Annotated in this window: 18 protein-coding genes; 3 read left to right on the forward strand and 15 right to left on the reverse strand. The window is 38.0% G+C overall.

The features are described from left to right. The first annotated feature begins 4 nt into the window (after positions 1-4). Positions 5-1,399, forward strand: coding sequence for a Na+/H+ antiporter NhaC family protein (locus AC2SLN_RS12825; protein ID WP_486549079.1), 1,395 nt, complete (start codon positions 5-7; stop codon positions 1,397-1,399). Between the two features lie 242 nt (positions 1,400-1,641). On the opposite strand, the gene frdD is transcribed toward AC2SLN_RS12825, so the two are convergent. The 5 genes from frdD to AC2SLN_RS12850 form a co-directional block, all read right to left on the reverse strand. Next, positions 1,642-1,992, reverse strand: coding sequence for a fumarate reductase subunit FrdD (frdD, locus tag AC2SLN_RS12830; protein WP_486549078.1), 351 nt, complete (start codon positions 1,990-1,992; stop codon positions 1,642-1,644). Next, positions 1,989-2,393 (reverse strand): fumarate reductase subunit C, encoded by a 405-nt coding sequence (locus AC2SLN_RS12835; protein WP_486530483.1) that lies wholly within the window; start codon positions 2,391-2,393, stop codon positions 1,989-1,991. The genes frdD and AC2SLN_RS12835 overlap by 4 nt, the downstream gene beginning before the upstream one ends. 2 nt (positions 2,394-2,395) lie before the next feature. Beyond that, on the reverse strand, positions 2,396-3,181 hold the full coding sequence (locus AC2SLN_RS12840) for a succinate dehydrogenase/fumarate reductase iron-sulfur subunit (RefSeq protein ID WP_486549077.1): 786 nt from the start codon (positions 3,179-3,181) through the stop codon (positions 2,396-2,398). A gap of 1 nt (position 3,182) precedes the next feature. Next, positions 3,183-4,997, reverse strand: a complete 1,815-nt coding sequence (gene frdA, locus AC2SLN_RS12845) for a fumarate reductase (quinol) flavoprotein subunit (RefSeq protein WP_486549076.1) — start codon at positions 4,995-4,997, stop codon at positions 3,183-3,185. A gap of 98 nt (positions 4,998-5,095) precedes the next feature. Continuing rightward, positions 5,096-6,364 (reverse strand): MFS transporter, encoded by a 1,269-nt coding sequence (locus AC2SLN_RS12850; protein WP_486549075.1) that lies wholly within the window; start codon positions 6,362-6,364, stop codon positions 5,096-5,098. 428 nt (positions 6,365-6,792) lie between these two features. Between AC2SLN_RS12850 and AC2SLN_RS12855 the strand changes: the two genes are divergently transcribed. Together AC2SLN_RS12855 and AC2SLN_RS12860 are read left to right on the forward strand one after the other, a co-directional pair. Next, positions 6,793-10,194 (forward strand): UDP-N-acetylmuramoyl-tripeptide--D-alanyl-D-alanine ligase, encoded by a 3,402-nt coding sequence (locus AC2SLN_RS12855; protein WP_486549074.1) that lies wholly within the window; start codon positions 6,793-6,795, stop codon positions 10,192-10,194. Positions 10,195-10,375: 181 nt separating this feature from the next. After that, the gene (locus AC2SLN_RS12860) at positions 10,376-11,443 is read left to right on the forward strand and encodes a hypothetical protein (RefSeq protein ID WP_486549073.1); all 1,068 of its coding nucleotides are present in this window, start codon (positions 10,376-10,378) and stop codon (positions 11,441-11,443) included. A 253-nt stretch (positions 11,444-11,696) separates the two neighbouring features. On the opposite strand, the gene AC2SLN_RS12865 is transcribed toward AC2SLN_RS12860, so the two are convergent. The 10 genes from AC2SLN_RS12865 to AC2SLN_RS12910 form a co-directional block, all read right to left on the reverse strand. Further along, positions 11,697-12,899 (reverse strand): DegT/DnrJ/EryC1/StrS family aminotransferase, encoded by a 1,203-nt coding sequence (locus AC2SLN_RS12865; protein ID WP_486549072.1) that lies wholly within the window; start codon positions 12,897-12,899, stop codon positions 11,697-11,699. Positions 12,900-13,064: 165 nt separating this feature from the next. Then, positions 13,065-16,478 (reverse strand): glycosyl hydrolase family 28-related protein, encoded by a 3,414-nt coding sequence (locus AC2SLN_RS12870; protein ID WP_495057340.1) that lies wholly within the window; start codon positions 16,476-16,478, stop codon positions 13,065-13,067. Between the two features lie 570 nt (positions 16,479-17,048). Continuing rightward, positions 17,049-18,119, reverse strand: a complete 1,071-nt coding sequence (locus tag AC2SLN_RS12875; RefSeq protein WP_486549070.1) for a DUF4184 family protein — start codon at positions 18,117-18,119, stop codon at positions 17,049-17,051. 98 nt (positions 18,120-18,217) lie between these two features. Next, positions 18,218-18,877, reverse strand: a complete 660-nt coding sequence (locus AC2SLN_RS12880; RefSeq protein ID WP_486549069.1) for a NeuD/PglB/VioB family sugar acetyltransferase — start codon at positions 18,875-18,877, stop codon at positions 18,218-18,220. Between the two features lie 384 nt (positions 18,878-19,261). Next, positions 19,262-20,338 (reverse strand): GNAT family N-acetyltransferase, encoded by a 1,077-nt coding sequence (locus AC2SLN_RS12885; RefSeq protein WP_486549068.1) that lies wholly within the window; start codon positions 20,336-20,338, stop codon positions 19,262-19,264. A gap of 4 nt (positions 20,339-20,342) precedes the next feature. Next, complete coding sequence (locus tag AC2SLN_RS12890) at positions 20,343-20,951, reverse strand: sugar transferase (RefSeq protein ID WP_486549067.1); 609 nt, start codon at positions 20,949-20,951, stop codon at positions 20,343-20,345. A 14-nt stretch (positions 20,952-20,965) separates the two neighbouring features. Beyond that, entirely contained in the window at positions 20,966-22,102 is a 1,137-nt protein-coding gene (locus AC2SLN_RS12895) for a glycosyltransferase family 4 protein (protein ID WP_486530471.1), read from the reverse strand. 11 nt (positions 22,103-22,113) lie between these two features. After that, positions 22,114-23,199, reverse strand: a complete 1,086-nt coding sequence (locus AC2SLN_RS12900) for a glycosyltransferase (RefSeq protein ID WP_486549066.1) — start codon at positions 23,197-23,199, stop codon at positions 22,114-22,116. Further along, positions 23,192-24,274 (reverse strand): hypothetical protein, encoded by a 1,083-nt coding sequence (locus AC2SLN_RS12905; RefSeq protein WP_486549065.1) that lies wholly within the window; start codon positions 24,272-24,274, stop codon positions 23,192-23,194. The genes AC2SLN_RS12900 and AC2SLN_RS12905 overlap by 8 nt, the downstream gene beginning before the upstream one ends. A 102-nt stretch (positions 24,275-24,376) precedes the next feature. Next, positions 24,377-25,615: a lipopolysaccharide biosynthesis protein gene (locus AC2SLN_RS12910; RefSeq protein ID WP_486549064.1), complete on the reverse strand. Its 1,239-nt coding sequence runs from the start codon at positions 25,613-25,615 to the stop codon at positions 24,377-24,379. Position 25,616: the final 1 nt, after the last annotated feature.

The raw sequence follows: 25,616 nt of genomic DNA on the forward strand, positions 1-25,616 counted from the left end.
TTTTATGACGCCAAAGATTTTGACTCAGTTTTCGCCTAAAACGGCATTTGTCTTGTCCGCCATCATCATTGCCATCATGGGCGTTACCATGATTGGATTTGGTTGGGTACCTCACTTATCCCTTATTTTAGCTATTTGTGCTTTGCTTGGTGTCGGGCTATACAAAAAGCTCACTTTTAATGACATGCAAGCGCAAATGGCCGCTGGCGTGATGAGTGGTATTGGTGCCATATATCTGTTTTTCTTTATCGGATTAATGGTTGCTGCTCTGATGATGTCTGGCGCTATTCCAACCATTATGTACTACGGCTTTGAGCTTATCTCTCCTCAATATTACTACATTTCTGCATTTGTGCTAACCTCAATCATCGGTGTTGCACTGGGCAGTAGTTTAACCACTGTGGCCACCTTGGGGGTGGCATTTATTGGCATGAGCAATGCGTTTGAAGCAAATGTAGCAATCGCCGCAGGTGCCGTGGTATCAGGTGCATTCTTTGGTGATAAAATGTCGCCCTTGTCAGACACCTGTACCATCGCATCATCGATTGTGGGTATTGATTTGTTTGAGCACATTCGCAATATGATGTACACCACAGTACCCGCATGGTTACTGACCTTAGCGTTGTTTTGGTTCTTTTCTGGGCAAACGGTTAGTGCAGATTTGAGCCAAGTCAGCGTGTTACAAGGTCAACTTATTGACAGTGGCTTGGTACATGGCTATTCGGTTGTACCCTTTATCGTGTTGGTTGCCCTCGCATTATTAAGAGTCAACGCCATCTACACCATTATTTGCACTATTATTGTGGCACTGATTGTAACCTTTATGCACAGCACGCCAAGCATTGGCGAGTTAGGGGGTTACTTTTTTGCGGGTTACAAACCGGCCGAAGCCTTAGATTTGGGCGAAGTGGGCGGCATGTTGTCGCGCGGTGGTGTACAAAGTATGTTCTTCACACAAACCATTGTGATACTGGCCTTGAGTCTTGGCGGTTTATTACGAGCACTTGGCATCTTACCGGCACTATTATTAGGTATTAAAGACACCTTAACCAGCTCTGGTCGAGCGATTTTTGCAGCAGCGATGGCAGCATTAAGTATCAACGTACTTATCGGAGAACAATACTTGAGTCTGCTATTGTCTGGCACCTCGTTCCGCCCAACTTTTGAGCGATTAAATTTACACCCTAAAAACCTCTCTCGTACCATTGAAGATGCCGGAACGGTCATTAACCCATTAGTGCCTTGGAGCGTTTGCGGTGTGTTTATCAGCCAAGCCTTAGGTGTGCCGGTGCTTGATTATCTACCGTATGCTTTCTTCTGTTATCTGTCGTTGTTATTAACCATCCTATTCGGTTTCACTGGCATTACTATTACCATGCTGGACAAAAAAGAAGCTTAGCTTTGGTTTAGAAGACCGCTTTAAACCGTTTTAAAGACTAAAAAAAGCGTGATGGGTTATAAACAATTAAGTTTGTAGCCCATCACGCTTTTCGCTTGTATCTGCTCATCTAGGCAAGGGTGTGGCTAAGGTCTGCACCGTCTCTTGCTTCGCGTAGCCAGTGCAAAACCTAAGCCACAAAGCCCGCCTAAATGAGCAGGATACCGCTACAATCGTGGCTAAACCGCTCTAAATTATCTGATTCAGTATGTTAAACCAACAAACAGTGTGATTAAAAATGCAGCAACCGCCAGCGTGTATAGCGCATATCGAGTGCCGTTACCCACATGAATGTGCATGTCATGCAGCACGTAGTACAGACGATGTGCCCCATGCCACATAAAGGTAAAAACCAGTACCGAAAACAGCAATAGAAAGAACCAATGGCTCATCCACCGATGCGCATACTCATAAAAGGTTGCCGTATCGCCAATAACGCCAAAAGGTAACAGGATACAAATAATAAGAATAATGGGGGCAAGCGTTAACGCCGCTGTTGTACCGCCTGCTGAGAAAATACCCCAAAATATGGGCTTCAGGTGCTTTTTACTCATAATCTCCCCCAAGCCAGTCCTGCAATAATGGCAAAAATAATGACACTGATAATAACGAAAGCAACCCAGCTGCCCGCAATCATTTTTTTATCTTCGACAAACGTCTCGCCCACTTGAATAGGCATGGCTTTTGGCATGGCCGCAAACCACTCAACCGTATTAAACAAGGCGGCGATAATGGCAAAAATATTAAAAACAACCACGATAGGATTACGCTGAAAGGCCATCCAGCTCTCCCATGCTTCTGGCGATGTGGCGAGCGCAGCAATGCACCAAAATAAGTTTAGAGAAGCTAGAATGACAGGCACACAGGTCAGTTCACGCAACATATACTTTTTATAAAAAGTACTTTGCATGTACCAATTACTGGGCTGTTTGGCAATATAAGGTTTTCTGGCCATGATTAAGACTCCTCTTGCTCTTTTTTATTACTACTAATTAAGTCCATAGCCCAGTAACCCACGCCTTGAGCTTTTGCTTGCTGAATAGCACCAGCAGGATCAACCTTTTTCGGACAAACATCTGAGCAATAGCCAACAAAAGTGCATGGCCAGATGCCATTTTCTTCATTGAGCATTTTAAAGCGTATCTTGGCACCCTCATCACGGCTATCTAAGTTATAACGGTGTGCTAAAGCAGAAGCCGCAGGACCTAAGAACTCAGCATTTAAACCCACTTGTGGGCAGGCTTGGTAGCAGAGCATGCAGTTAATACACATGGTGTACTGTTTGTATTTTGCCAACTGTTTTGGCGTTTGAATATTCTCTTTTTCACTTAAGGCTCTTGGGTTTTTAGTGATGATATAAGGGCTTACAGATTCAAGCTTTTTCATGAAGCCATCCGTATTTACCACCAAATCTTTCTCAATGGGGAAGTTATCCATCGCACCAATAACAATTTCCCCTTGACCGCCATTTTCTACAGCATAATCACGCACAAACGTAGAGCAAGCCAACTTAGGTTTGCCATTGATAACCATACCGCAAGACCCACACACCTCCATTCGGCATGACCAACGATAAGCCAGCTCAGGCTGCAAATCATCCTTGATAGCCCCAAGCGCATCTAAAATAGACATATCCTGCGTCCACTTAATATCAAATGACTCAGGCCAAGGCTGGTCATCAACATCTGGGCGATAACGCATTACCGTTACTTTAATAGGTTTATTACTATTTAGATGAGTCATATCATTTCTCCCCAGCAGCGCCGTAAGCACGAGTGGCCGGCTGCGACTTGGTAATGAGTACATCACTATATTCAATTTTTGGGTCAAGCCCTTCTGGCTGATGAAAGGCTAGTGAATGTTTGAGGAACCTTTCATCATTACGCTCTGGATAATCCAAACGCTGATGCGAACCACGAGACTCGGTACGCGCACTGGCGCTATAAATCATACTCTCAGCAACATCCAATAAATAGCCAAGCTCAATCGTGGTTAGCCAATCGGTATTAAAAGTAGTGCTGTGGTCAGTGATGCGCACATTTTTGTAGCGTTCTTTTAGGGCTTTTATTTCAGCAATAGCAATCTCAGAGTTTTCCGCACTGCGGTAGATGCCAACGTTGGCTTCCATCATCTCGCCCAAGGCACGGCGAATATCCGCAGGCTTTTCTGTACCATTGGTGCGATTCAGCAGCTCGCCAAATGGACGATAAGCTTGCTTAGCTAGCTGCTCAAATTGTGCTTGTGATAGATCCGAAGTATTCTGCTTGGCAAATGCTAGGGCATCTTCGCCTGCTACCTTACCGAATACACAAAGCTCAGTCAGTGAGTTTGACCCCAAACGGTTCGCACCATGCAAGCCTACTGACGAGCATTCGCCAACTGCAAATAACCCTGCAATACGTGTTTGACAACGGCTGTCTGTCTCAATGCCACCCATCGTATAATGCACCGTCGCCCGAACGGGGATAGGGTCGTAAACAGGATCAACACCTACAAACTTTTGTGCAAGCGAACGAATAAAGGGTAGGCGCTCATTGATATAAGACTCGCCAAGATGACGCAGGTCAAGATATACCGCCGGACCACGTGGGGTATCCACTGTTCTGCCTGCTTTCCACTCATGATAAAACGCTTGCGATAAGCGGTCACGTGGCCCTAATTCCATATATTTATTTTTAGGTTCGCCGACAGGCGTTTCAGGCCCTAAGCCGTAGTCTTGCAGATAGCGATAGCCATCTTTGTTGACTAAAATACCGCCTTCACCACGGCAACCTTCGGTCATTAAAATACCTGAACCAGGCAGGCCAGTGGGATGATACTGAACAAACTCCATATCACGGAGAGGTACACCGTGACGATAGGCAAGCGCCATACCATCACCTGTTACGATACCGCCATTGGTATTGAAGGTATAAACTCGTCCTGCACCGCCAGTTGCGATAATGACGCTTTTGGCTTGCACGGCTACCGTTTTGCCATTTTGCACATCGTAAGTCAGCACACCTTCAAGCGAGCCCATATGTTTATTTGTGACGCGATCTGTATTTGTGGTGCTATTTATGCTTTTATCCACAATCAAATCCAGAGCAAAGTACTCATCTAAACGTTTAATATTTGGATACTGCATAGACGTTTGAAATAGGGTATGTAAGATATGGAAGCCGGTTTTATCAGAGGCAAACCAAGTGCGTGGAATTTTCATGCCCCCAAAGCGGCGAACGTTAGCACGTCCATTAGGCAAGCGTGACCAAGGACACCCCCAGTGCTCCAACTGGATCATCTCTTCAGTGGCGTGCTCAACGAAATATTGCACCACATCTTGCTCACATAACCAATCACCGCCAGATACTGTATCGTTGAAGTGATTGTCTAATGAGTCATCTTCTCGTACAACCCCAGCAGCGCCACCTTCGGCCGCTACTGTATGGCTACGCATCGGGTAGACTTTTGATATCAAAGTCACTTCAGTTTCAGGTGAGCTGCGGGCAATCTCTATAGCAGCTCGTAAACCTGCGCCACCAGCACCAATAATGGCCACATCTGTTTTTACAATTTGCATAGCGTCCTCACTGAAGTTTGTATAGAACCATTGTAACAATTCCTTTATGACATTATGGCTATATTTTGATATATATTTACAACAATACAATAGAGTTATTAGTTCTTTGGTTCAAAAGAGCGAAGCAGTAGAGAAAGCCCAATAGCAATAATAGCCGCAAATCCTGATATCAAATAACTGGTGGTAAAGTTTCCTGTTAACTCTGCAATAGTGCCTGCAACGACAGGGCCTAGAGACTGCCCACCGGCAAAAGTAAATGTCAAGGCCGCCAATGCACTGGCAGCAGCGGCTGTTCCAAAGTAGTCTCCCGCACAGGCAGCCATAATAACTGGTACGCTCCACACGACCAGTCCAAAGATGATAATTGATAGGTAAAGTCCAGCACTCCAGTCATTAAAACCAACCAACATATAAGCGATAGCAAGAAAGAAAAAGGACAAGGCCAAACCGAGACGCCTACCAATATGATCAGAAATCCACCCAAAGATCAGCCCAGAAAACATGCTTAAAAATCCTATTCCTGCCCAAAGTTGCCCAGACAAGGCTTCACTAAGCTGATAGTTATCAACCATACTGGTCACAATAAATGTGACATAGGTCATATAAGTTGCCCCATAAATAGCAAATATGACGCCTAAATACCCCAGCAACCTGATGTCTTTACGTTGAATCTTTTGCTGATGATCTATTGGCGGATGTTTAGGCGCCTGCCCAAAAGGTACTAGGCCGATATCGCTTGGCTTATTACGCATAATGCAAAATATCAAAATAGCTACTAACGCACTAATTAATGAGAAAAATAACCAACCGGTTTGCCACGACAGTAAACCAAAAATTGGCCATAGTTTTGGTACCATAAAGCCAGATAAGATAATACCAAGCCCAGCGCCAGACATCACAAGCCCTAATGCAAGACCACGGTGTGAAGGGTAGAACCAGTATGACATGCCACTCATCATCGGCAAGACAACGCCGCCACTACCTATACCTGTCATGATATAGAGCACGCATAGAAGGGAATAGCTTGTGGTCAATGCCATACCAAACATAGATAGGGAGATAACCAGCAAACTGGCGGTGGTGGTTAGCCTTATACCCAGTTTGGGTATAATCAGCGGACTAATCATGACCGAAAATAAATATCCGGCTAGGTTAGCAAAACCTAACAAACCGCTTTGACTATAATTGAGACCTAATGATGATGACATTGATGGCAATAGCATACCAAAAGCGAAGCGCCCTAGACCAAGTCCGCACAACATGGCGATGGCTGCCGTTATGGCAATAACCCAAGCATAGTGTAGTCTATTAGGCTTAACTGGTAATGTGGGGTGGGATTTATCTGTACTAACTCTTTTATTTTGCATTGGCGTACACCAATACAAAAAAGGACTTTATAATAATAGTAGTGTTATTGATAACGGCCACATCCTTATAAAATAGCGGCGCTTCCATGGGCCAAGTGCTCAAATCCATTAAATACTATCCCTATAGACTACCCGTATGGTCATTGTTACTTTTAAAAACATCTAAAATTTTCAAACTTGCTAAATTTAAGAATTGCAATGTGCGCAATGATTTTCTGTTACAACACTTTTAGACTTAATATTTAAAATTCTGAGATGATAGATGTATGCCTTTATCTCGTTATATCATAAAAGGGTTACTGTTAGACTAAATTTGAATGTCAGTTAAGATAATCTTATAAAATTTTTATTGTTATTAAGGTTTTAAACGGTAGTATCATTATCAGTGAATGAAAATATAAGTAAAACAGCTTAAGAAGGCAATAAGAATGACCAAGAGTAAAAGTATAAAAACTCATGAATATCCAGTAGTTAATCAGTCAACTTCTATTGATGTAGTAAGCTATTTAGAAAAAAATCTTTGTCACATTTATGAGAGCTGGGTGCAAACGCGTATTACTCAGTTTGTACTTAATAACCGTAAGGATAACGACTTTCTAGATGCAACGTTACATACACTGCCTAGCACTTTTATCTTGTCGGTATCTGATGGTTATAAAAGAGCTAAAACGGTAACCTTCATTATTGATGACTTAGTAACTGTTAGACAGTTAAATAATCAGGGACAAGGTATCTGTGAGGCCAATCTTGAGTATAGCAATGGTTTTATAAAGTTTGAACAAATATTGCCAATAGTAGCTAAAAAACTACACACGCTATCCTCTAAATTTGAGTCGCCTATCATTTGGTTAAGACTTGAGTGGTTAAACCAAATAACACCAATGAGATGGGGCGGGTTTAAGGACAGCTTGAAGCGGTTTAAGCGTAATTATTATCGATCAGGCGTTGCTTTTCAAGGTATACGTGAGCCTTGGTTACTTGCGACTGAAATGGAACTCAATGCCAATGCGTGTTTGTATCAGGGTCATAAAGTTGCCCATGCAGGCGTTAATGAGAATAACCTAAAGGTATATTTAAGAGCTCGCCATGGCAGTAGTCAAATACCAGAATTTCAAGATGACTTACCTGTCGTTAGTTTTAATACAGCAGGGGTCTTTATCAATCTAGTAACGGATGAGTTTCATATTCTGGAGCTGCAACCACGTAACAAGGGTAGGCGTCGTATGCTGCCTTTATCGACTGATAACACGGCGCCAATTATTGAGCAGGCCAGCATTTTTTTAGCCAAGCAAGTTAATCCATCGGGTCAATATACTTACGGCTATTTTCCATGTTTTAATCGCAGCATCAATACATACAACAGCCTACGCCATGCCAGTAGCACCTACGCCTTGATTGAGGGCTATGAAGCCTGTAAGGCCTTTGGTCGTCTTGAAGTGAGTTCAAACTCAAGCAGTGATTCGAAATCGTCCTTAGGGTTGCCTTTAGCATTTGCTTTAGAAGAAATACAGGCACAAATCGATAAGGCGATGTATTACTTAACTCATGAACTGATTCAATTGTATGACGATAAAGCGTACGTTATCGATACAGGGGGAGAAATCAAACTAGGTGCAAATGCGGTCGCTATCTTGGCATTGGTCAAGTATTTACAGGTCTTTGAAGATAAGTCTTTTACCGTTCAATACCATACATTGGCTGAGAAATTAGCACTAGGTATTCTTGCGATGCAACAAGAGGATGGTAGCTTTGTACATGTCTTACATAGCAAAGATTTAACCCTCAAACAAAAAAACCGTATCATATACTATGATGGAGAAGCTGCCTTTGCTTTAATGCGATTATATGGACTTACGAGGGATGATCGTTGGCTCAACTGCGTTATCCGAGCGTTTGACTATTTTATTGAGGCCAAGCATGATCGGGCACATGACCATTGGTTATCTTATTGTTCAAATGAACTGGTTATTTATAAACCTGAAAAGAAGTACTTTAAGTTTGCCGTCGATAATATTAAGGGCTACACCGATTTTATCAAAAATCGTATTACTACCTTTCCCACTTTGTTAGAGTTATCGATGGCATTTCATAACATGCTTTTGAAATTAGATGAGTATCCAGAGTTTCGCGATATATTAGATGGCTTTGATATCCAAGGGTTTTATCAGGCGCTGCATATTCGAGCAAACTACTTAATGAATGGATTCTTCTTTCCTGAAGTGGCCATGTTTTATAAAGCCCCAAATAGTATTTTGCATGGTTTCTTTATTCGTCATCATTCTTTTAGAGTACGAATTGATGATGTGGAACACTATTTATCTGGTCTTATTGCTTACAACACCTTCATAAAAACGGCAACTTATCCGAAGCTAGCTTCATGTCGAGATGTTAATAGGCAATTAGCCTCATCCAAACCAGTATTAACGGGTCATTCATTACAAAAGGCGACTAAAGGTAGATGGCTAGAACCCCCACAGTCAGAGTGGCAAGCTACAGGGCTTTGCATTTGGTCACCTAGTTTTAAACAGGGACAGCTACTGGTGGCGCGTGGCAAAAACATGAAAACAGGTTATTTGCCTAAAGTTGCCGTTGTATCATTAGTTAAAAAAGGGGCATCCGCAATCATTACAGACGATGAAACTGAATACAGAGATGTTGGTGTGCCTGTACTAAAGGTTGGTAACGTACGGGAGGCAACTATTGATATCGGTCGGTATGCTAGGCAAGTTCTAAATGGTCAAGTAATAGGTGTCACTGGGAGTGCTGGTAAAACAACGACAGTGAGTATGTTAGCGCATACATTAGATAAGTTCGGTGGTGCTGATTATACGAAATCCAGCGCTAATCTGCCAGCAGGCATTGCATGGAATTTAGCTTCTATGTCTCAGGAGGTTAACTATTGGGTAATGGAGATGGCAATTGGCTCAATGGCTGTAAACACTGATTTAGTTCGCCCTGATGTGGCTTTAATTACTAATATTGCTCCCGCCCATCTTGAGTACCACTATAACTTAGAAAATATTGCGCTAAAAAAAGCGCGCATTTTTGAAGGTATGTTGCCAGGCTCACTTGCTGTGGTTTGCCGAGATATTGACCAATATGATTTGATTGAACGTTGTGCTCATATTCAAGGGCTTAAAGTCATCAGTTATGGCGTACATAAAGACTCGACAATTAAACTGCTTAGCTATACACAAAATAAATCACTATCTCTCAACGATAAGAAAAAAAATACCGAGTCAAAAGGTCAGGCCATAATCGCGATTGATAATCAAAAATATACATTAAGTTTGATGGCTCGGGGTCAGCATATGGTGGTAAATGCTATGGCTGTTCTAGCAGTTACCAGCCACTTTAATCTATCTATTAAGGAAGCAATTGCTATACTTGAAACATTTGAAGCGGTGTCTGGAAGGGGCAAGGTTGTATCATTGTCGTATCAAAATAAACCTATCACGCTTTATGATGAGGCTTACAATGCTAACCCGTTATCTATGAAGGCCGCACTACAAACGTTTGAACAACTTAATGTGCCTGACCGTCAAAAACTTTTGATTTTGGGGGATATGTTGGAGCTGGGCAATAATAGTGAGAAATATCATATAGATTTAGCACCTATCATTCAAGGTATGAGTTACCGAACGGTTATTTTTGTGGGTAAGTTGAGCCAAGAGCTATCCACAAAACTTAAAGAGAGTGGGGTACCCGTTCACTATTTTCAAGACAGTAAACAACTTGCCACGCAGTTAGATGCTCTAATACAAGAAAATGATCATATTTTGATTAAAGCGTCTCATGGTATTGGTTTAAATAAGTTGTTCTTGGGCTAGTATATAGTAGTTACTACTCTGATCATTACTGCTTTATTAGCGATGAATTATATGCAGAGAATATAAAAATTTGTTTTAAATAATCTAAGCAAATTATGTAAATATGAAAATCGCTAAAAATACTGAAAATTTTTAAAATGCGAATATGCCTCCCTATCTCTTGACTTAAAAGGAAATAACCATGTTAAAGAAATTACCAGACAAACGCACAGTTTTTGTTCTTTCTGCTTTTATTACAGCTTTACAACCTATGAATTCAAGCGCAGCAGCTAGTTGGAATATATCTGATAATAACGGTAGTTTTACTTCTATGACAGCACTGATAAACTCTGCAGGTATTTGTTATAAGCTTAACCGTCCCAGAGCATTTTTTAAATACCCCAGTCAACCGAATCAAAATGTTTTTAAGTTCTCACTAGAAACTGATAAAGATGTCGAACAAGAGTTAACACGCATAACCTCAGCTGAGCAAGTCGTTGATATTCAAAAACAACTAGTAATAGCAGATAGGCTATATAAAAGCGTATTAAAATTAGAACCGCCGTTATCAGCCCCACGCTATCAGAACGCTAAATTTATAACGGTAACCATAGCGCCTGCCAATAGAGCTTATGGTATCGCTTATGATGAAGTAACAACTAATAATAATTTGAGTACGCCCGATTGCTTTATTAGTATGAAAGTAAGCAATCAGGTTTTTGCGCATAAAAACAATACCCCTGCACATGAGTTATTCCACCTTTATCAAAACAGTTATATGATGTTCAAACAAGGCTGGCTGACTGAAGGTTTAGCGCGTTGGTCGGAGTCCTTGTTAGCTGAAGGTGTAGGAGCTGGTGTAGATACTCCTTTACCAAAAAATCGTGCAGAGCTCTTAGAAGTCATGGACAAGAGTTATGGTGCGAGTACGATGTGGGTCAGGTTATTTAAGCTATTAGATGATGACGAAAAAATGATGCTTACTAATGATATGAAACAACAAAAATATCTAAATGGTAAGACAGTTGTGAGCGATGATAAAGCTTTAGGAACTGAGTTTATTGCTATATTGTTTGAAGAGCTCCATGCTGAAAGTGTCAGCGTTTCGAAGCAAAAAGGTTGGAACATTTATGGCTGGCGGGAAGCAGACCAACGTGATAAAGCGTTAAATAAAAATATTTGGACAGCGCTAAAACGTGCGGTTAATAAAAAACGCCTGGTTAGTCAACAGTCAGATGAGCTACGTCAGTTTTTGGCGATTGAATTATGATAGTAGAATATGAAATTTTAGTATTTTTTAAAGATTTTTTTACTGACTAACACTAATCGTTCCTCATAAGTTAACTCAGTATACTTTAGTTACACGATACACAAGGAAACCATGTTTTAAGGTTAGTGGTAGAGTTATTGAACATTTATACAATTAGCCCAATCAGCTAATGCATTACCTGATTGGGTATTCACTGATTAGGCATGGCTTACTATTTTTAATCTATCCTCCCTACTAAACAGTTATTCTTTGCTTATTTTCTATCCACATCGCTAAATACAGCATTAATCGCTTCAACAGTTTGTTTAATCTCATCTTCTGTTAATGTCGGATGTATCAAAAACATTAAACTGGTGTCACCAAGCTGTTTCGCAACAGGTAACCTTGGGTCTGGGCGTAATCCAGTATTATCAAAAGCTTTCTCTAAATATACCTCAGATGCTGAACCAGAATAACAGGGCACATCATGTTCGTTTATCTGCGTAATAATACGATCACGTGTCCATCCTGCTGGCAAGTTATCAGGGTTTACATAAACATATAGCTTATAGTAAGCATGCGTGCATTCTGTAAAGCCTTCGGTTTCTTCCATAACAGGAACATTCAAATAGCCTTTGGCTTCCCATGGTTTACAGGCTTGCAATATAGCGTGCGCATTAACCGTGCGCTTTTTGGTCCATTCAGGCATATATCTAAGCTGAATACGACCAATAGCAGATTGCATTTCAGTTAGGCGCCAGTTTGTACCAAAGCTTTCATGTAACCAGCGGTATCCGGGTGGATGCTCTTTTTCATAAACGGCAGCATAGCTTTTACCATGGTCTTTAAACGCCCACATCTTACGCCACAGTGTCTCATCATTGGTAGTAACCATTCCCCCTTCACCGCCAGTGGTCATGATCTTATCTTGGCAGAAACTCCATGCCCCAATATGACCAATACTTCCCACACTACGACCTTTATAACGAGCGCCATGGGCTTGTGCACAATCCTCTATGACGAATAGGTTATGCCTATCAGCCAATGCCATAATACCATCCATATCACAAGGCCAACCTGCTAGATGGACACAAACAATGGCCCGAGTTTTATCAGTGATCACAGCAGCAATTGTTTCAGGGGCTATATTACCGCTGTCAGGGTCAATATCAGCAAATATAGGCTTTGCCCCAGCATTAACGACACTAGAAACGCTAGCAATAAAGGTACGCGGCGTAACGATAACCTCATCGTCTGGTTGCAAGTCCAAAGCCTCTAAAGCCACATCCAAGGCTAGAGTACCATTACCCACTGCAATGGCATATTTGCTATCAGCAAACTTAGCAAACTCACGTTCGAATTCGCGACCTTCATTGCCTGTCCAATAGTTAACTTTATTAGAGAGTAGAACCTGACTGACGGCATCTGCTTCTTCTTGAGTAAAGCTTGGCCAAGGCGAGAATTTAGTATTTAACATTATTAAAACCTTCTTTTAATTAGACCAGTAGAAAATACTTTAGATATTTTAAAGCACAATTATCAAAAATTATTATAATCTGGGTCTAATGAATTATTTTTGATTGTTGCTGAATAATTATAAATAAACAATTGAATTAGATGAAATTATTTTTAAAAAACTCTCTTATAAAACTAAGTTAATAACAAAGTCTTTCTCTGTAAGGGGTTCATTTACTATCGCAAATTGTATTTGATTATAAGCACTTCCCGAACCATCCGCATCGAAGTATAACGCATCTCCTTTTTGGATAATACGTGTATTGGCGTCTATTAAATTCGGATCTGATGTGAACCAATTATCGTTTAACTTACCAAAAATAGCCTTACTCAAACCAATTTTGTCCCCTTCTTCTCGGCTAAAGTCAGTAATGGTATCCAAGTTGTTTTTACTAAGCTCAGCTCGGAAAAGAAAAGTATCAGCACCTTGTTCTCCGGTCAAAGTATCATTGCCTTTGTTTCCATCTAATACGTCATTGCCATTACCACTTTTTATAATATTGTTACCTACATTACCTATAATAACGTTATCTTCATCATTACCAATAGCCTTTATAGCTTTATCTTTACCCATTAGATAAAGATTCAACATGTTTTTATCTAAAGAATGATTTTCAATACTAAACACATCATTGTCTGACACGTAATAATCTTTCTCAGATAGAATAGCCGCATTAAAGTTATCAATAGTATTGTTCGAGCTTTTTAGATTTGATTCAATTGAATCATACAAAGTCGAGTAATATGCTTCTTTAGAAAGCACAGTGTTATTTTTAATAATATTTGTGGTATTAACTCCAGAATGATCATCAATTAAACCATTAACAACGAGATTGTCGCTAATAAATATTCTTTTACCTTGTTTATTAATTCTAATACCAACTGGTTTGCTGTCTTCAGCATAGAGAAAGTTATTAGTAATGTGACTGTCACTTATACCGTATAATATAAGGCTACCTTTTGCATTACCTTTAGAAATGTTTCCTTCAATACGAATATTACTAATTTCCACATTGGTTCGTAGAGCACCTTCAGTAAGATATATACCAGTTCCAGCGTTATCAATGAACGTAGATCCAATAATGTCTACATTGGTTACAGTTTGGTTATCGTTTGGCTCAATATCAATACCAGCTGCAGGTGCCGTGCCTCTATTATTTTTAAAAGTTGAATTTAATATTTTAATATCATTACCTTCTGTAATACTGATTCCTTGACGACGATTATGATCTGCAACAACATTATATAAGACAATATTCTCACTAGATCCTTTAGTCACTCCTCCCCAGCCTATATAATAACCATCGCCCCAAAAATCTTTAGCAGTAACATTTTCAACTACCACATTTTTTGAGGATAGTATTCGTACCCCCATTCCCCACTCCCCAGTGGTGCCAAGATGAGTATCACGGTCACCAATAAGAGTACCACCACTAATATGAGCATTTTCTACGAGATAGAATGAAAATAAACTATATCTATCAGAACCATTGGGTATTACTTCAAGGATCGTATTATCATTCATTTTAACAGTTACATTGCTACGCATATTTAGCATAGAGTCAGCATTAACCATATAATGACCTTGGGGGATTAAAACTGTCCCACCCCCAAGCTTTGCTACATCGTTAATTGCTTTTTGAATTGCTTGAGTATCGTCGGTTTTGCCATCCCCTTTCGCACCGTAGTCTGACGTTTTCACATCAATAATGAGATCAGTTGGGGGTTCAGGAATATAACTTATTACATCGTCGTTGTTTACTTTAGTATCTTCATTGGTAGGAGGTTTAACAGTATCGACAGGAACAGGTTTACTAGGTTCGGGGATGACAACAGCATCATCATTATCGTCACTATCCGTTGCTATTTTTTCCTCATCTTTGACAACATCATCTTTAACAACAGGAACAACAGGCGCTAGTTCATCGTCATAGATATCTGTAATTTTATCAGGCGTAGTATCGATGGTAGTGTCATTGTCCGTAATGACTTTAGGGGTGTCGTCGTTGTTTACTTTAGGATCTTCATTGGTAGGAGGTTTAACAGTATCGACAGGAACAGGTTTACTAGGTTCGGGGATGACAACAGCATCATCATTATCGTCACTATCCGTTGCTATTTTTTCCTCATCTTTGACAACATCATCTTTAACAACAGGAACAACAGGCGCTAGTTCATCGTCATAGATATCTGTAATTTTATCAGGCGTAGTATCGATGGTAGTGTCATTGTCCGTAATGACTTTAGGGGTGTCGTCGTTGTTTACTTTAGTATCTTCATTGGTAGGAGGTTTAACAGTATCGACTGGAACAGGTTTACTAGGTTCGGGGATGATAACAGCATCATCATTATCGTCACTATCCGTTGCTATTTTTTCCTCATCTTTGACAACATCATCTTTAACAACAGGAACAACAGGCGCTAGTTCATCGTCATAGATATCTGTAATTTTATCAGGCGTAGTATCGATGGTAGTGTCATTGTCCGTAATGACTTTAGGGGTGTCGTCGTTGTTTACTTTAGGATCTTCATTGGTAGGAGGTTTAACAGTATCGACAGGAACAGGTTTACTAGGTTCGGGGATGACAACAGCATCATCATTATCGTCACTATCCGTTGCTATTTTTTCCTCATCTTTGACAACATCATCTTTAACAACAGGAACAACAGGCGCTAGTTCATCGTCATAGATATCTGTAATTTTATCAGGCGTAGTATCGATGGTAGTGTCATTGTCCGTAATGACTTTAGGGGTGTCGTCGTTGTTTACTTTAGTATCTTCATTGGTAGGAGGTTTAACAGTATCGACAGGAACAGGTTTATTAGGTTCGGGGATGACAACAGCATCATCATTATCGTCACTATCCGTTGCTATTTTTTCCTCATCTTTGACAACATCATCTTTAACAACAGGAACAACAGGCGCTAGTTCATCGTCATAGATATCTGTAATTTTATCAGGCGTAGTATCGATGGTAGTGTCATTGTCCGTAATGACTTTAGGGGTGTCGTCGTTGTTTACTTTAGTATCTTCATTGGTAGGAGGTTTAACAGTATCGACAGGAACAGGTTTATTAGGTTCGGGGATGACAACAGCATCATCATTATCGGTATCGTCACCACTAACAGTTGTTAAGCTATATGTACCAATAGCGGCGGCCGCTCCAGAAAACACCCAGGGTGTATAGCTTGTAGTTTCTATGGACTCAGTACTTGGTGCTTCTGATATTAACCCAGTCTCATCTACTAAAAAATTATAAAATTGACCGTTAGCATCAACACCAGTTAATGATACTGAGTCTTCAGAGTTTTCAGTTTGGTTAAAGTAATCTTGTAAACGGAAAACAACTTCATCATCTTTATATATCAGCAGATCATCATCTTCACGTACAGAATTCCTTTTTTTAGAAAAAAGGTCTAAGTCCTCAGTGATAAAAAATTTAGAGTTTTTCTGTACCGGTATAGTTTGTATTTTACCAACCTGTATAACCAAAGGGGTTTTTTGATTAGGGGGAATGATGTCTAAGATAGGCGGGATCATATAATTTCCTTGTCTGATAATGCTCGCATTATTTTAACCATTTAATATGTTTGTTATAAACGTTTATTAAAGTATAAAGTATACTTAATACTTAATAATGACAGTTAAATATAAAACAGGTTTGTTTTCACTTTTATTCATGGCTTGATTAACTATAAGATAAATTATTATTTTAGACTTAGTCTATCTAACTCACTGATGATATTCTAGATAATTTAGAGTGATGACATGCCTATATAATTTAATAACTTAGACCTATTGTATTTTCAATTTCTATCTCTATTAATACTTTAGATGACGTATTTGGTATTTTTAATAATATTCAGTATCAATGAGTACTATAATAAAAGTAGACACTCACTGATAGAATTATAGCAGGAGAATTCGTCATGAAAAAATCAACATTTAGTCATACCTAAATGGTTTGTACTCTAGATGAGCGCCTCACTATTGCAGAGATCTCGCTAGAGTACAACATTTAGCCAATTTATATTTTGTAATGAGAAGCATTCTACAAAACTTTAGGAGACTGTATTAGCGGTGCAAGACTTTGCGACAGTGAATTTCGGCTTAAATTCGGCGGGAGTGATTAAACCAATATATTATATGAAAAAGTAGGGTGTAAAAAAACACTATTACTGCGGTTTTAGGTAACCAACGTATGAGTACTTGTGCGGCAAACGAATAAGGCTGACTGACAAAAAGGGGATAGAATCTAAGTGATTCTCGAATCCCTATAATAATAGAAGTTATAGCTATAAACCCAATAATTAATAAGCTTTGGGTTTTACTAAATAGTAAATGCGGAGGGTTAAATCGCTGCAATTGTTTTAAGTTAGGATTTGAGGCACTGTTATTAACTACTTTGTTTAAAGAGTTAAGCGTAGATAAGTTGTTTTTTCGCTGTTTTAAAAAAAGAATACTAGTAAACCATATTAAAGCAGCTATTCCAATTACTGAGGTAAAAAACTGCAAAAAACGAGCCAGCTGGATATTATCTAATAAAGGTATACTTATCCAAATCTGTAGCCAATCAAAGCGGTTGGCGATAAACCCATCAGGATGGGTAATACCATCCCATATTAAATGTGTAGCTGCCCCGAAAACGAGGGCGGTAGCAATGGGTAAAAAATGATGGCTTAACCAATACAAAGCCCGCAGAATAATAGGTTGAGCTTCCTGAATATTTATACTATGCGTTGTTTTAGGCCTGCTGCCTACTGAAATACTCATATTATTCACAGGCAAAAAATCGATGTTGCATTCGCGACTCTGCTGGATATTAGTAATATTTTGCTTAGTGGGTTCTTTAATAACTAAAGATTGCGAAATAAAAGAGGGGTATAAAAAAGGGTTTATGAGCCCAAATAGTGCCGGTTTAAGCCACCACTGCCATAAAGCAAATAACACCAATCCCCATGGTAAGCAATAAGTTAATAAGCTTATCCAATCATGCGAGGTCACCCATGCCTTCTCATCACTGGCAAAATTTATAAATAAGTTACCAACATAGTAAGGCATATCTGGCATCATACAACCAATCAGCATCGCTTCGAAGTTTAGCCAACGTAGACTATGGGTTGGCGTATTTTTGCGATAAAAAGGCAGAGCAGCAGCCATGTGAGCGAGTGTATATGCCATAAAATTTTTTTATGAGGTTGTAAGCGATGTATAAATTAAGGTTTTGTCATTGTGAAACAATCGAAAATATTAGCTGTCACTATCTCTTTAATTAAGGGTTATTTAATTAAGGGACGGGCAGGGTTGCCTACGACAACAGCACCTGCTGGTACATTTTTAGTCACAACCGCACCCATACCTACAATAGCGCCTCTTCCAATAATGATTGGTTGATCAGGTGTTCCATTTTTAATAACTGCACCAGTACCTATATAAGCATGATCATGGATGTGGATATTTCCATTACAGTTTACCCTTGGTGCAAAGGTAACGAAATCGCCAATTATGCAGTCATGCTCTACATAGCTATATAGATTGGCATGGAAGCATTTGCCAATGCTAACATTAGAGCCGATCGTTACATATGGACTGAGGGCAGCACCTGATGAGATATTTACTTCATCCATCACGATAGCAGTATCATCGATAACCGTCCACATTGATATATTGTCTTTAAGTAATTTTTCAGCCAGCTTCTGGCGTATTAGACTATTTGAAATGGCAATAAGGACTGATTTGTTGGGTGTATCTAAAGCTGCAAACATAGCATAGTTCATAGCCAAATATCCGTTAACAACCGTTATTTCCTTATAAGCATCATCAATAAAGATAATCTTATTTTCATGGTCGTTGTCTGAAAGCTTAAGCTGTTTAATGGCCGAAGGCATTAAGCTACGACCACAACCAGCAGCACCGTATAAAGCAAATATATTATTCATGGCTTGTCTGCATATTTGATAATAAAAATAAAATTCCGTAATGAATCAATTGTTTACCATTATTAGATATATGTATCAATTTATTTAATCCTAAGGTCTTAGCCTAATTAACTTTTAATTCCCTATTACATTAATTTGGTTTTAGTTGTGTCAATGTTATAGTCTAATTGATAGTAATCTGTGTACAACATGAGTAAAATCCGAGAATATTAATTGATTACTAATAAAAAATTAAATATGATTTAAAGAGTTGACGTTATACGTATGAAAAACCATCAATAAGTTATTATTTTAATATCAAACCCAATAATCACTGAAAAATAAATAAAAGTATTCTGTGACTAAGGCAATCAGTTTTTAGCAACTATAAAGTAAGGTTTTATCTTAGGTTTCTTCCAATTTAATATTGGCTTTTTCCGATCTGTATAAAGGAAAGTAGTTTAAATTTTCTGACGTTGATGTAAGGTTGGCACATTGAACTAAATCATCATATTTCATTGGGTTAATAATTAGCCTATATGTCTTAAAATACAGTTCATACTCCTGAGAGCTGAACCCTTTTTTAAAGTCATATATTGAGTCTTTTTGTGCACCCACGCCACCGCCAAAATGTAGTACCTTGTAATTATTTTCACGTCCCCAAGCTCTTGCTTGATATATAAGCAACTTGTAGGGTTCGAGGTATTTATATTCGTTTAATGTACCACCTAAGTGGGCTTGAATAATTCCATTTTCTTTACAATGTGTACAAAGTAAAGCTGCTATTGCCTTGCCTTCATGATATGCCATGAATAGCTTTAGTCTATCGTGAAGGTTATCTTTAAGGGAGTAGTAATACTTATTGTCAAAATAGTAATACTCTGATGCTTTAGCGTTGTCCATGGTCTCTAAGTATATTTGAGAAAATATTGGGATATTCTCTTCTGAAAACTGTTCTATTGTAGATACTACATTATTCTTAATTGCTTTTTTTATACCTCGTCTATGCCTCCTTGAAGTCTCACTCTCATGCTCTTCCTCTGATTTTGTTAAGTCAGAGATTAATGTTTGGCCATGGGTCAATGTTTGACCTACAGTGATGTTATCATTCCATTGCTTATTAAGCAGTGGATGTAGTCTTTTAAATAATGAAACGCAGCCTTCATTAAACAAAAAGGACTGTATCTGCTCTAAAATTATATTTATCTCGTCATACGTGAGTGAGTCATCGATTATTGGACCGCCATAACCATAGCTAGAGGTCGCATCCCAGTAGCCATTCCCAAGATCTCTTGCTATGAAAGGCATAAGGATTTTTTTGCCCCTATACTCAGCTATAATCCCTTTAGGAGTTCCCTTATCGATTAGGGAGGAAGCCATCAGCCATCCTGATAAATGATAAACATCAAAAGAGTATTGTTGGATTTGTTTGTCCCACATATCACCAATGGGTATAAAGTCTACTAATACATCTTCTATCATTTATTTATTCATCCTCAGAATTACTACCAGTAAAAAAATGAAGATTCTCATCTTCTCCTTCGGGATTAATGCCATCCTTAACAATTACTTTTTTTATGGTTTTAACCAGTATTTTTAGATCCAACCATAATGATTGATTGTCGACATACCAGGTATCTAATTTAAACTTCTCTTCCCAACTAATAGCATTACGACCATTTACTTGAGCATAGCCTGTTATACCAGGACGCACCTCATGCCGGCGTGCTTGTTCTTTATTATAAAGAGGCACATATTGCATAAGTAGGGGACGAGGGCCTACTAAGCTCATATCTCCCTTTAGCACGTTCCAAAACTCAGGCAGCTCATCTAAACTTGTAGCGCGTAGCTTTTTCCCAAATTCGGTCAAACGCTCGCTGTCAGGTAAGGGGTGTCCTTGATCGTCTGTTGCGTCTCTCATGGTGCGAAACTTAATCATTTCAAAAGGCTCACCGTGCAAACCTGGACGAGTTTGGCGAAATAAAACGGGCGAGCCGAGATTTTTCTTAACTTTGTATGCGATTGCCGTATATACAGGAGCGAGCAGTACAAGAGCTGCCGAACTGGCAGTAATATCAAAGAGGCGTTTTAGCATAGAGTTACCTATTATTATAATCCCATTTCAGTAAGCATAGATTTATTCACGTTATGCACGTCAAACTTTTTTTCTGCTAATTGACGAGAGGCTTTTCCCATTGAAATTATTAAATCTGGATGCTTTATAAACTGCTCCATTGCTATCGCTAATTGATCTACAGATTTAATAGCAACGAGATAGCCATTATAGCCATTTATAACAGTCTCTCGACAACCCGGTGCATCAGTGGTAATAATAGGGCGACCCATGGACATAGCTTCTAGGACTGTGCGAGGAGTACCCTCTCGGTATGAAGGTAATACATAAACTGAGCTAGCTGCAATGGCTGGTTTTACATCATCTAACTTACCCCAAAAATTAAATATCTTATTGTCTACCCAGCTATCGAGCTCATGCTGCTGTATAGCATCAGGGTTTTCATCTATCCAGCCTACTAAGTCAAATTGGGTTTGCGGATATTTAGATTTAATAATTTTAGATGCTTCAGCATACTCTCTAACACCTTTGTCGCCGAGCAGTCGAGCTATTAATAAAAACCTAATCTTAGGTTTATCATCTTTTAATGGAAGCGGTGCAATATCATATTCCATAACATCAACTCCTGATCCATTAACAAGTGCGACAGAGGTAGTTGATGAAATTAAATTTAGGTTCTTAAAAAGCTGCAAATCGTCAGGGTTCTGGAAAAACACTTTATCAGCTTTAGATAACGCTTGTTTATAAAGACTATGTATCAGCTTTTGTAACTTACTACGTTTTGCAGTTTCTTCTACTTGTTGGAATGCGTAACCGAGTCCAGTGATTAATGCGAAGCGGTTTGGTACTTTAGCAAGCCACGATGCGATCGTTCCATAAATAACAGGTTTTATGGTATAGCTCATTACATAGTCGGGTTTAATTTTCTTTGCTAAAAAATATAATGCGGCTAATGTTTTGGCATCATTAATAGGATTAGTACCAGTACGCTGCATTGGTATATTGTGCACTATATAACCAAGTGCTTGAAGCTTCTGGAACTCCTTCGGAAAGTTGTCAAACTCAGGTGCTGCTATATGAATCTCAAAACCTTGGTTATGAAGGGCATTGATCAATGCACCACGGAATTTAAGGAGTGAGACAGGATAGCTTGCGATAATTAGAAACTTCATAGTTCATATCTCTATTTTTGAAGTATACGATGGAAGTAATCTATAACTTTGGGGCTTGAAAACCTTTGTAAACCAGCCTCACTGACTATAGAGTTAAATTGAGTGTTATCGTTATAGTTATGTTCGGTCTCAATAATTAATTCTGCTATTTCTGATGCGGATAGGTTAGGAGATATATAATCTAAACCATTTTCGAAATTACCAAAGTTACGAGAATCTCCAGTATCACTTACTAACACACTACAACCATTCAATATAGCCTCAGCGACAACTCGTGACGGATAATTTGTTATTTCCTGAAGAGAAAAAACCAGTCTAGCTTTACTAAGTATTTGCTCAGCAGGTACGTATCCATAAAATATAATTGGTATACCTAACTCTTCTAATAGTTTGACTTTATACTTGACTGAATCTTCTAAGGGGCCATAGCCGGCAATAAAAAAACTAAAGTCTTCTGCCACTTCTAACTTTATAAGATTCCATATGTCAGGAATAATATCAAGTAGCTTTTCTACGCCTTTGCCATTAATTAATCTACCGATATAGCCATATAGCGGTTTCTTGGTTTGTAATTCAATAGCTTTCGGATAAACATAGGTTCCATTAGGTGTTAGAAAAAGTTTAGAGCTTTTTATTAATTTGTAACTAGATACTTTGTTAAAAATATCAGGATTAAGGATGTCGACTTTTGAAACAAAAAAAAGGGATATAAATTGACGAACTCTTGAACGGTTAAAAGTTTTTAAAGATGGAGCATAATAGCAATTAGTTAGAGACATGGTTATATTATGGGGCTTAAACCAATGCAAAAAAAACAGGCAATTCATCGGATAGAGAAAATTTGCTTTAATATTTTTAAGGTTTTTCAACCATGCATAATAGTTTGATATAAAAGTTAGGAAACTATCATTTGGTTTACCAATAATTACAATGTTATCTTCATTTTCAAAATCTAATTTGCTGTAAAGTTTGGCGCTAATAACTAAAAAAATATTATTATCTTTGTGCAATAACGATTTGAAGATATCAACAAATCTTTTTTCAGCGCCACCTATATCCATAGAAACCAAAACAATATACTTAGGTCTGCTACACATTATAAGAACCTCTTGGGTTTATATATATACTTTTGAGTAATATTATTAAGATGAAGAACCATACGTAGAAAGTATCTAACATCCATGAACGATGAATAGCTAAGGCAAATATTAGGAATGAAAAAACTCCAAGTGTTTTGAATTCCTTAGTTTTTAAAATCTGTAGAATAGTAGGGGTAATTCCTATTATGAAAAAGATAATTGATAAATAACCATACTTTAATAAGAATGCTCTAATATCGGAAGAAAACATATTATAGTGCTCAAGAACTTTATTGCCTAAACCAAATATAATGTCAAAATTATCAAGATTGAAAGCAGACATATCTAGTTGAGACCTTTCATCCAATAAGTCATCACCTTGGAATTTTGAGGTCATAAAGTTAAGTATTTTTAAAAAACTTTCACTAAAAAATAACAGGATAATTATCGGAGAAAGAAAAATTGTCCTAATCAAGAAATTGGTTTTGTTTGACTTTATTAATAGAATTAATAGAAATATGAAATATGCGGCCGCTGAAAAAGTAGAAATGATACCAAGGACTAACGTTTTATTTATTTTACCTTTGAAAGGTTCTTTCTCTGCAGCTAAAAGGATACACAGGTATAAACCAAAATGGCCAGGCTCACCAAACCAACCAATATTTCTAATGATATTAATGCCGCTAATATTGTATAGCTGGGTATTTAAATATGCCATTCCATAGTATATTTTGTATACATCTGTAGATTTTAAACGTGTTTCTTGTGGTATTTGATAATCTGGGAATGGCGCTTTTAAGTAAAATAATATAATAGATATGATGCTTAGCAAGGTAATTATAAATATAATATATTTGACGTTATTCCATACTCTTATTAAATCTTTATTCAGCCATAGAACTCCTAGTATAAGCATTGACATATATAAAATATGTTTAAGACTAAAAAAGTCATACTGTCTGAAAGGTATCATTAAATAGGTAAAAAACATTGCTACAAAAATAATATAAAAAAGCACTCTTACATCTAAACTTGTTTTCGGCTTAGTAAATAAGCATGTCGCAACAAATGCCGCTGAGACTAAGGTAAACATCCATGATCTTTCCCACACGAAAAATGGTTGAAAAGAGAAGAATACAAATACAGTAAAGATGTAAATTTGGAGGTTTTTTAACTGCATTAGTGTATCCACATATTAATTAATAGTCCTAGCTGTTTTAGCTTTTGAAAGGGTATATGACATAGCTAAATACACGATATAGTGAAATGAATATATGATTGAGTATAGCTTAACAGCAGAGAAAATATCATCAGTGGTTAAAAAAGAAATCAAGGTAAAAGTTAAGAGTGAAATTTGCCAGATTAAATCATACTTCTGACCATTGCTAATAAAAAAAGTATAGCTTAATGGACTTGAAATGAATTTTAAAAAAAACATTGGAAGCATTATTTGCGCTAAGGCCCCTGAATCAGCCCAATTCGCACCAAAAATAAAAATAAAAATTTGTTCTATAAATAATATAGCGACTATTAAAGGTATTATTGAAATTGAAAACAAAGATTTAAAAGTCTCTACATAACTTTTAGTGCATTGTCCTGTAAGTCTAAATTCGGTAGCTGCTTTTTCTTTAAAAACAGAAAGTATGGAGCCTCCGATTAAAGATATGGGGGCTAGCATTACTCTAGACATTAACGCATAAATAGCTACTGCACTTGTCCCAAACTTAAAACCTATAATAATAATTGGCAACTGTATAGCTAAGCTGTTTATTAAACCTGCGGGCATTGAAATTAGTGGGAAGTTCTTATGCTTAATAAGAACTTCTTTAGACTTTTCCAAATTTACATGAAATAACTTGGATTCCTTTAAAGTAGGTAAAAGTAGTATTAATAAAGCACATGAGGAGATCAAACCTAGGGCATGGAATGCTAAAAGATTTTCTCCAGAAGGCGAGACTTTAGCACATAGTAGTAAACCAACACTTATTAATAGTGCTTGAAATATTTTATTAAGACTTAGTTTCTTATATTCAGTATTCTGTATATAAATGGATTGCAATACAGAGTTAAAGCTTAATGCAAATAGTATAATAGATACTGACAGCCAAAAATAAATACTATACTCTAAGACTTCAAAATAATTTAGTATTATAGTAATAAGTGCAAAAATTAAACTGGTTAAAACTGCAACAAGTATTGATGTTCTTAACACCTCCAAACTGCCTTTAATGGAATCTTCAATAAAGATAGCCATATCTAGTCTAAGATTTCCTATTACTACAAAAATAGTAGCAACACTAATACCATAGAAGTAACTACCCATAATCTCTTTATTTATTTCTCTAGTTAAGATAGGTAAAACTGCTAATAGTATTAGTTGAGCTATTCCTGTTCCAGAGGCTACAGTTAATACTCTTTGCCAAAATATATTCATA

The organism is Psychrobacter sp. CX90, from assembly GCF_057396305.2.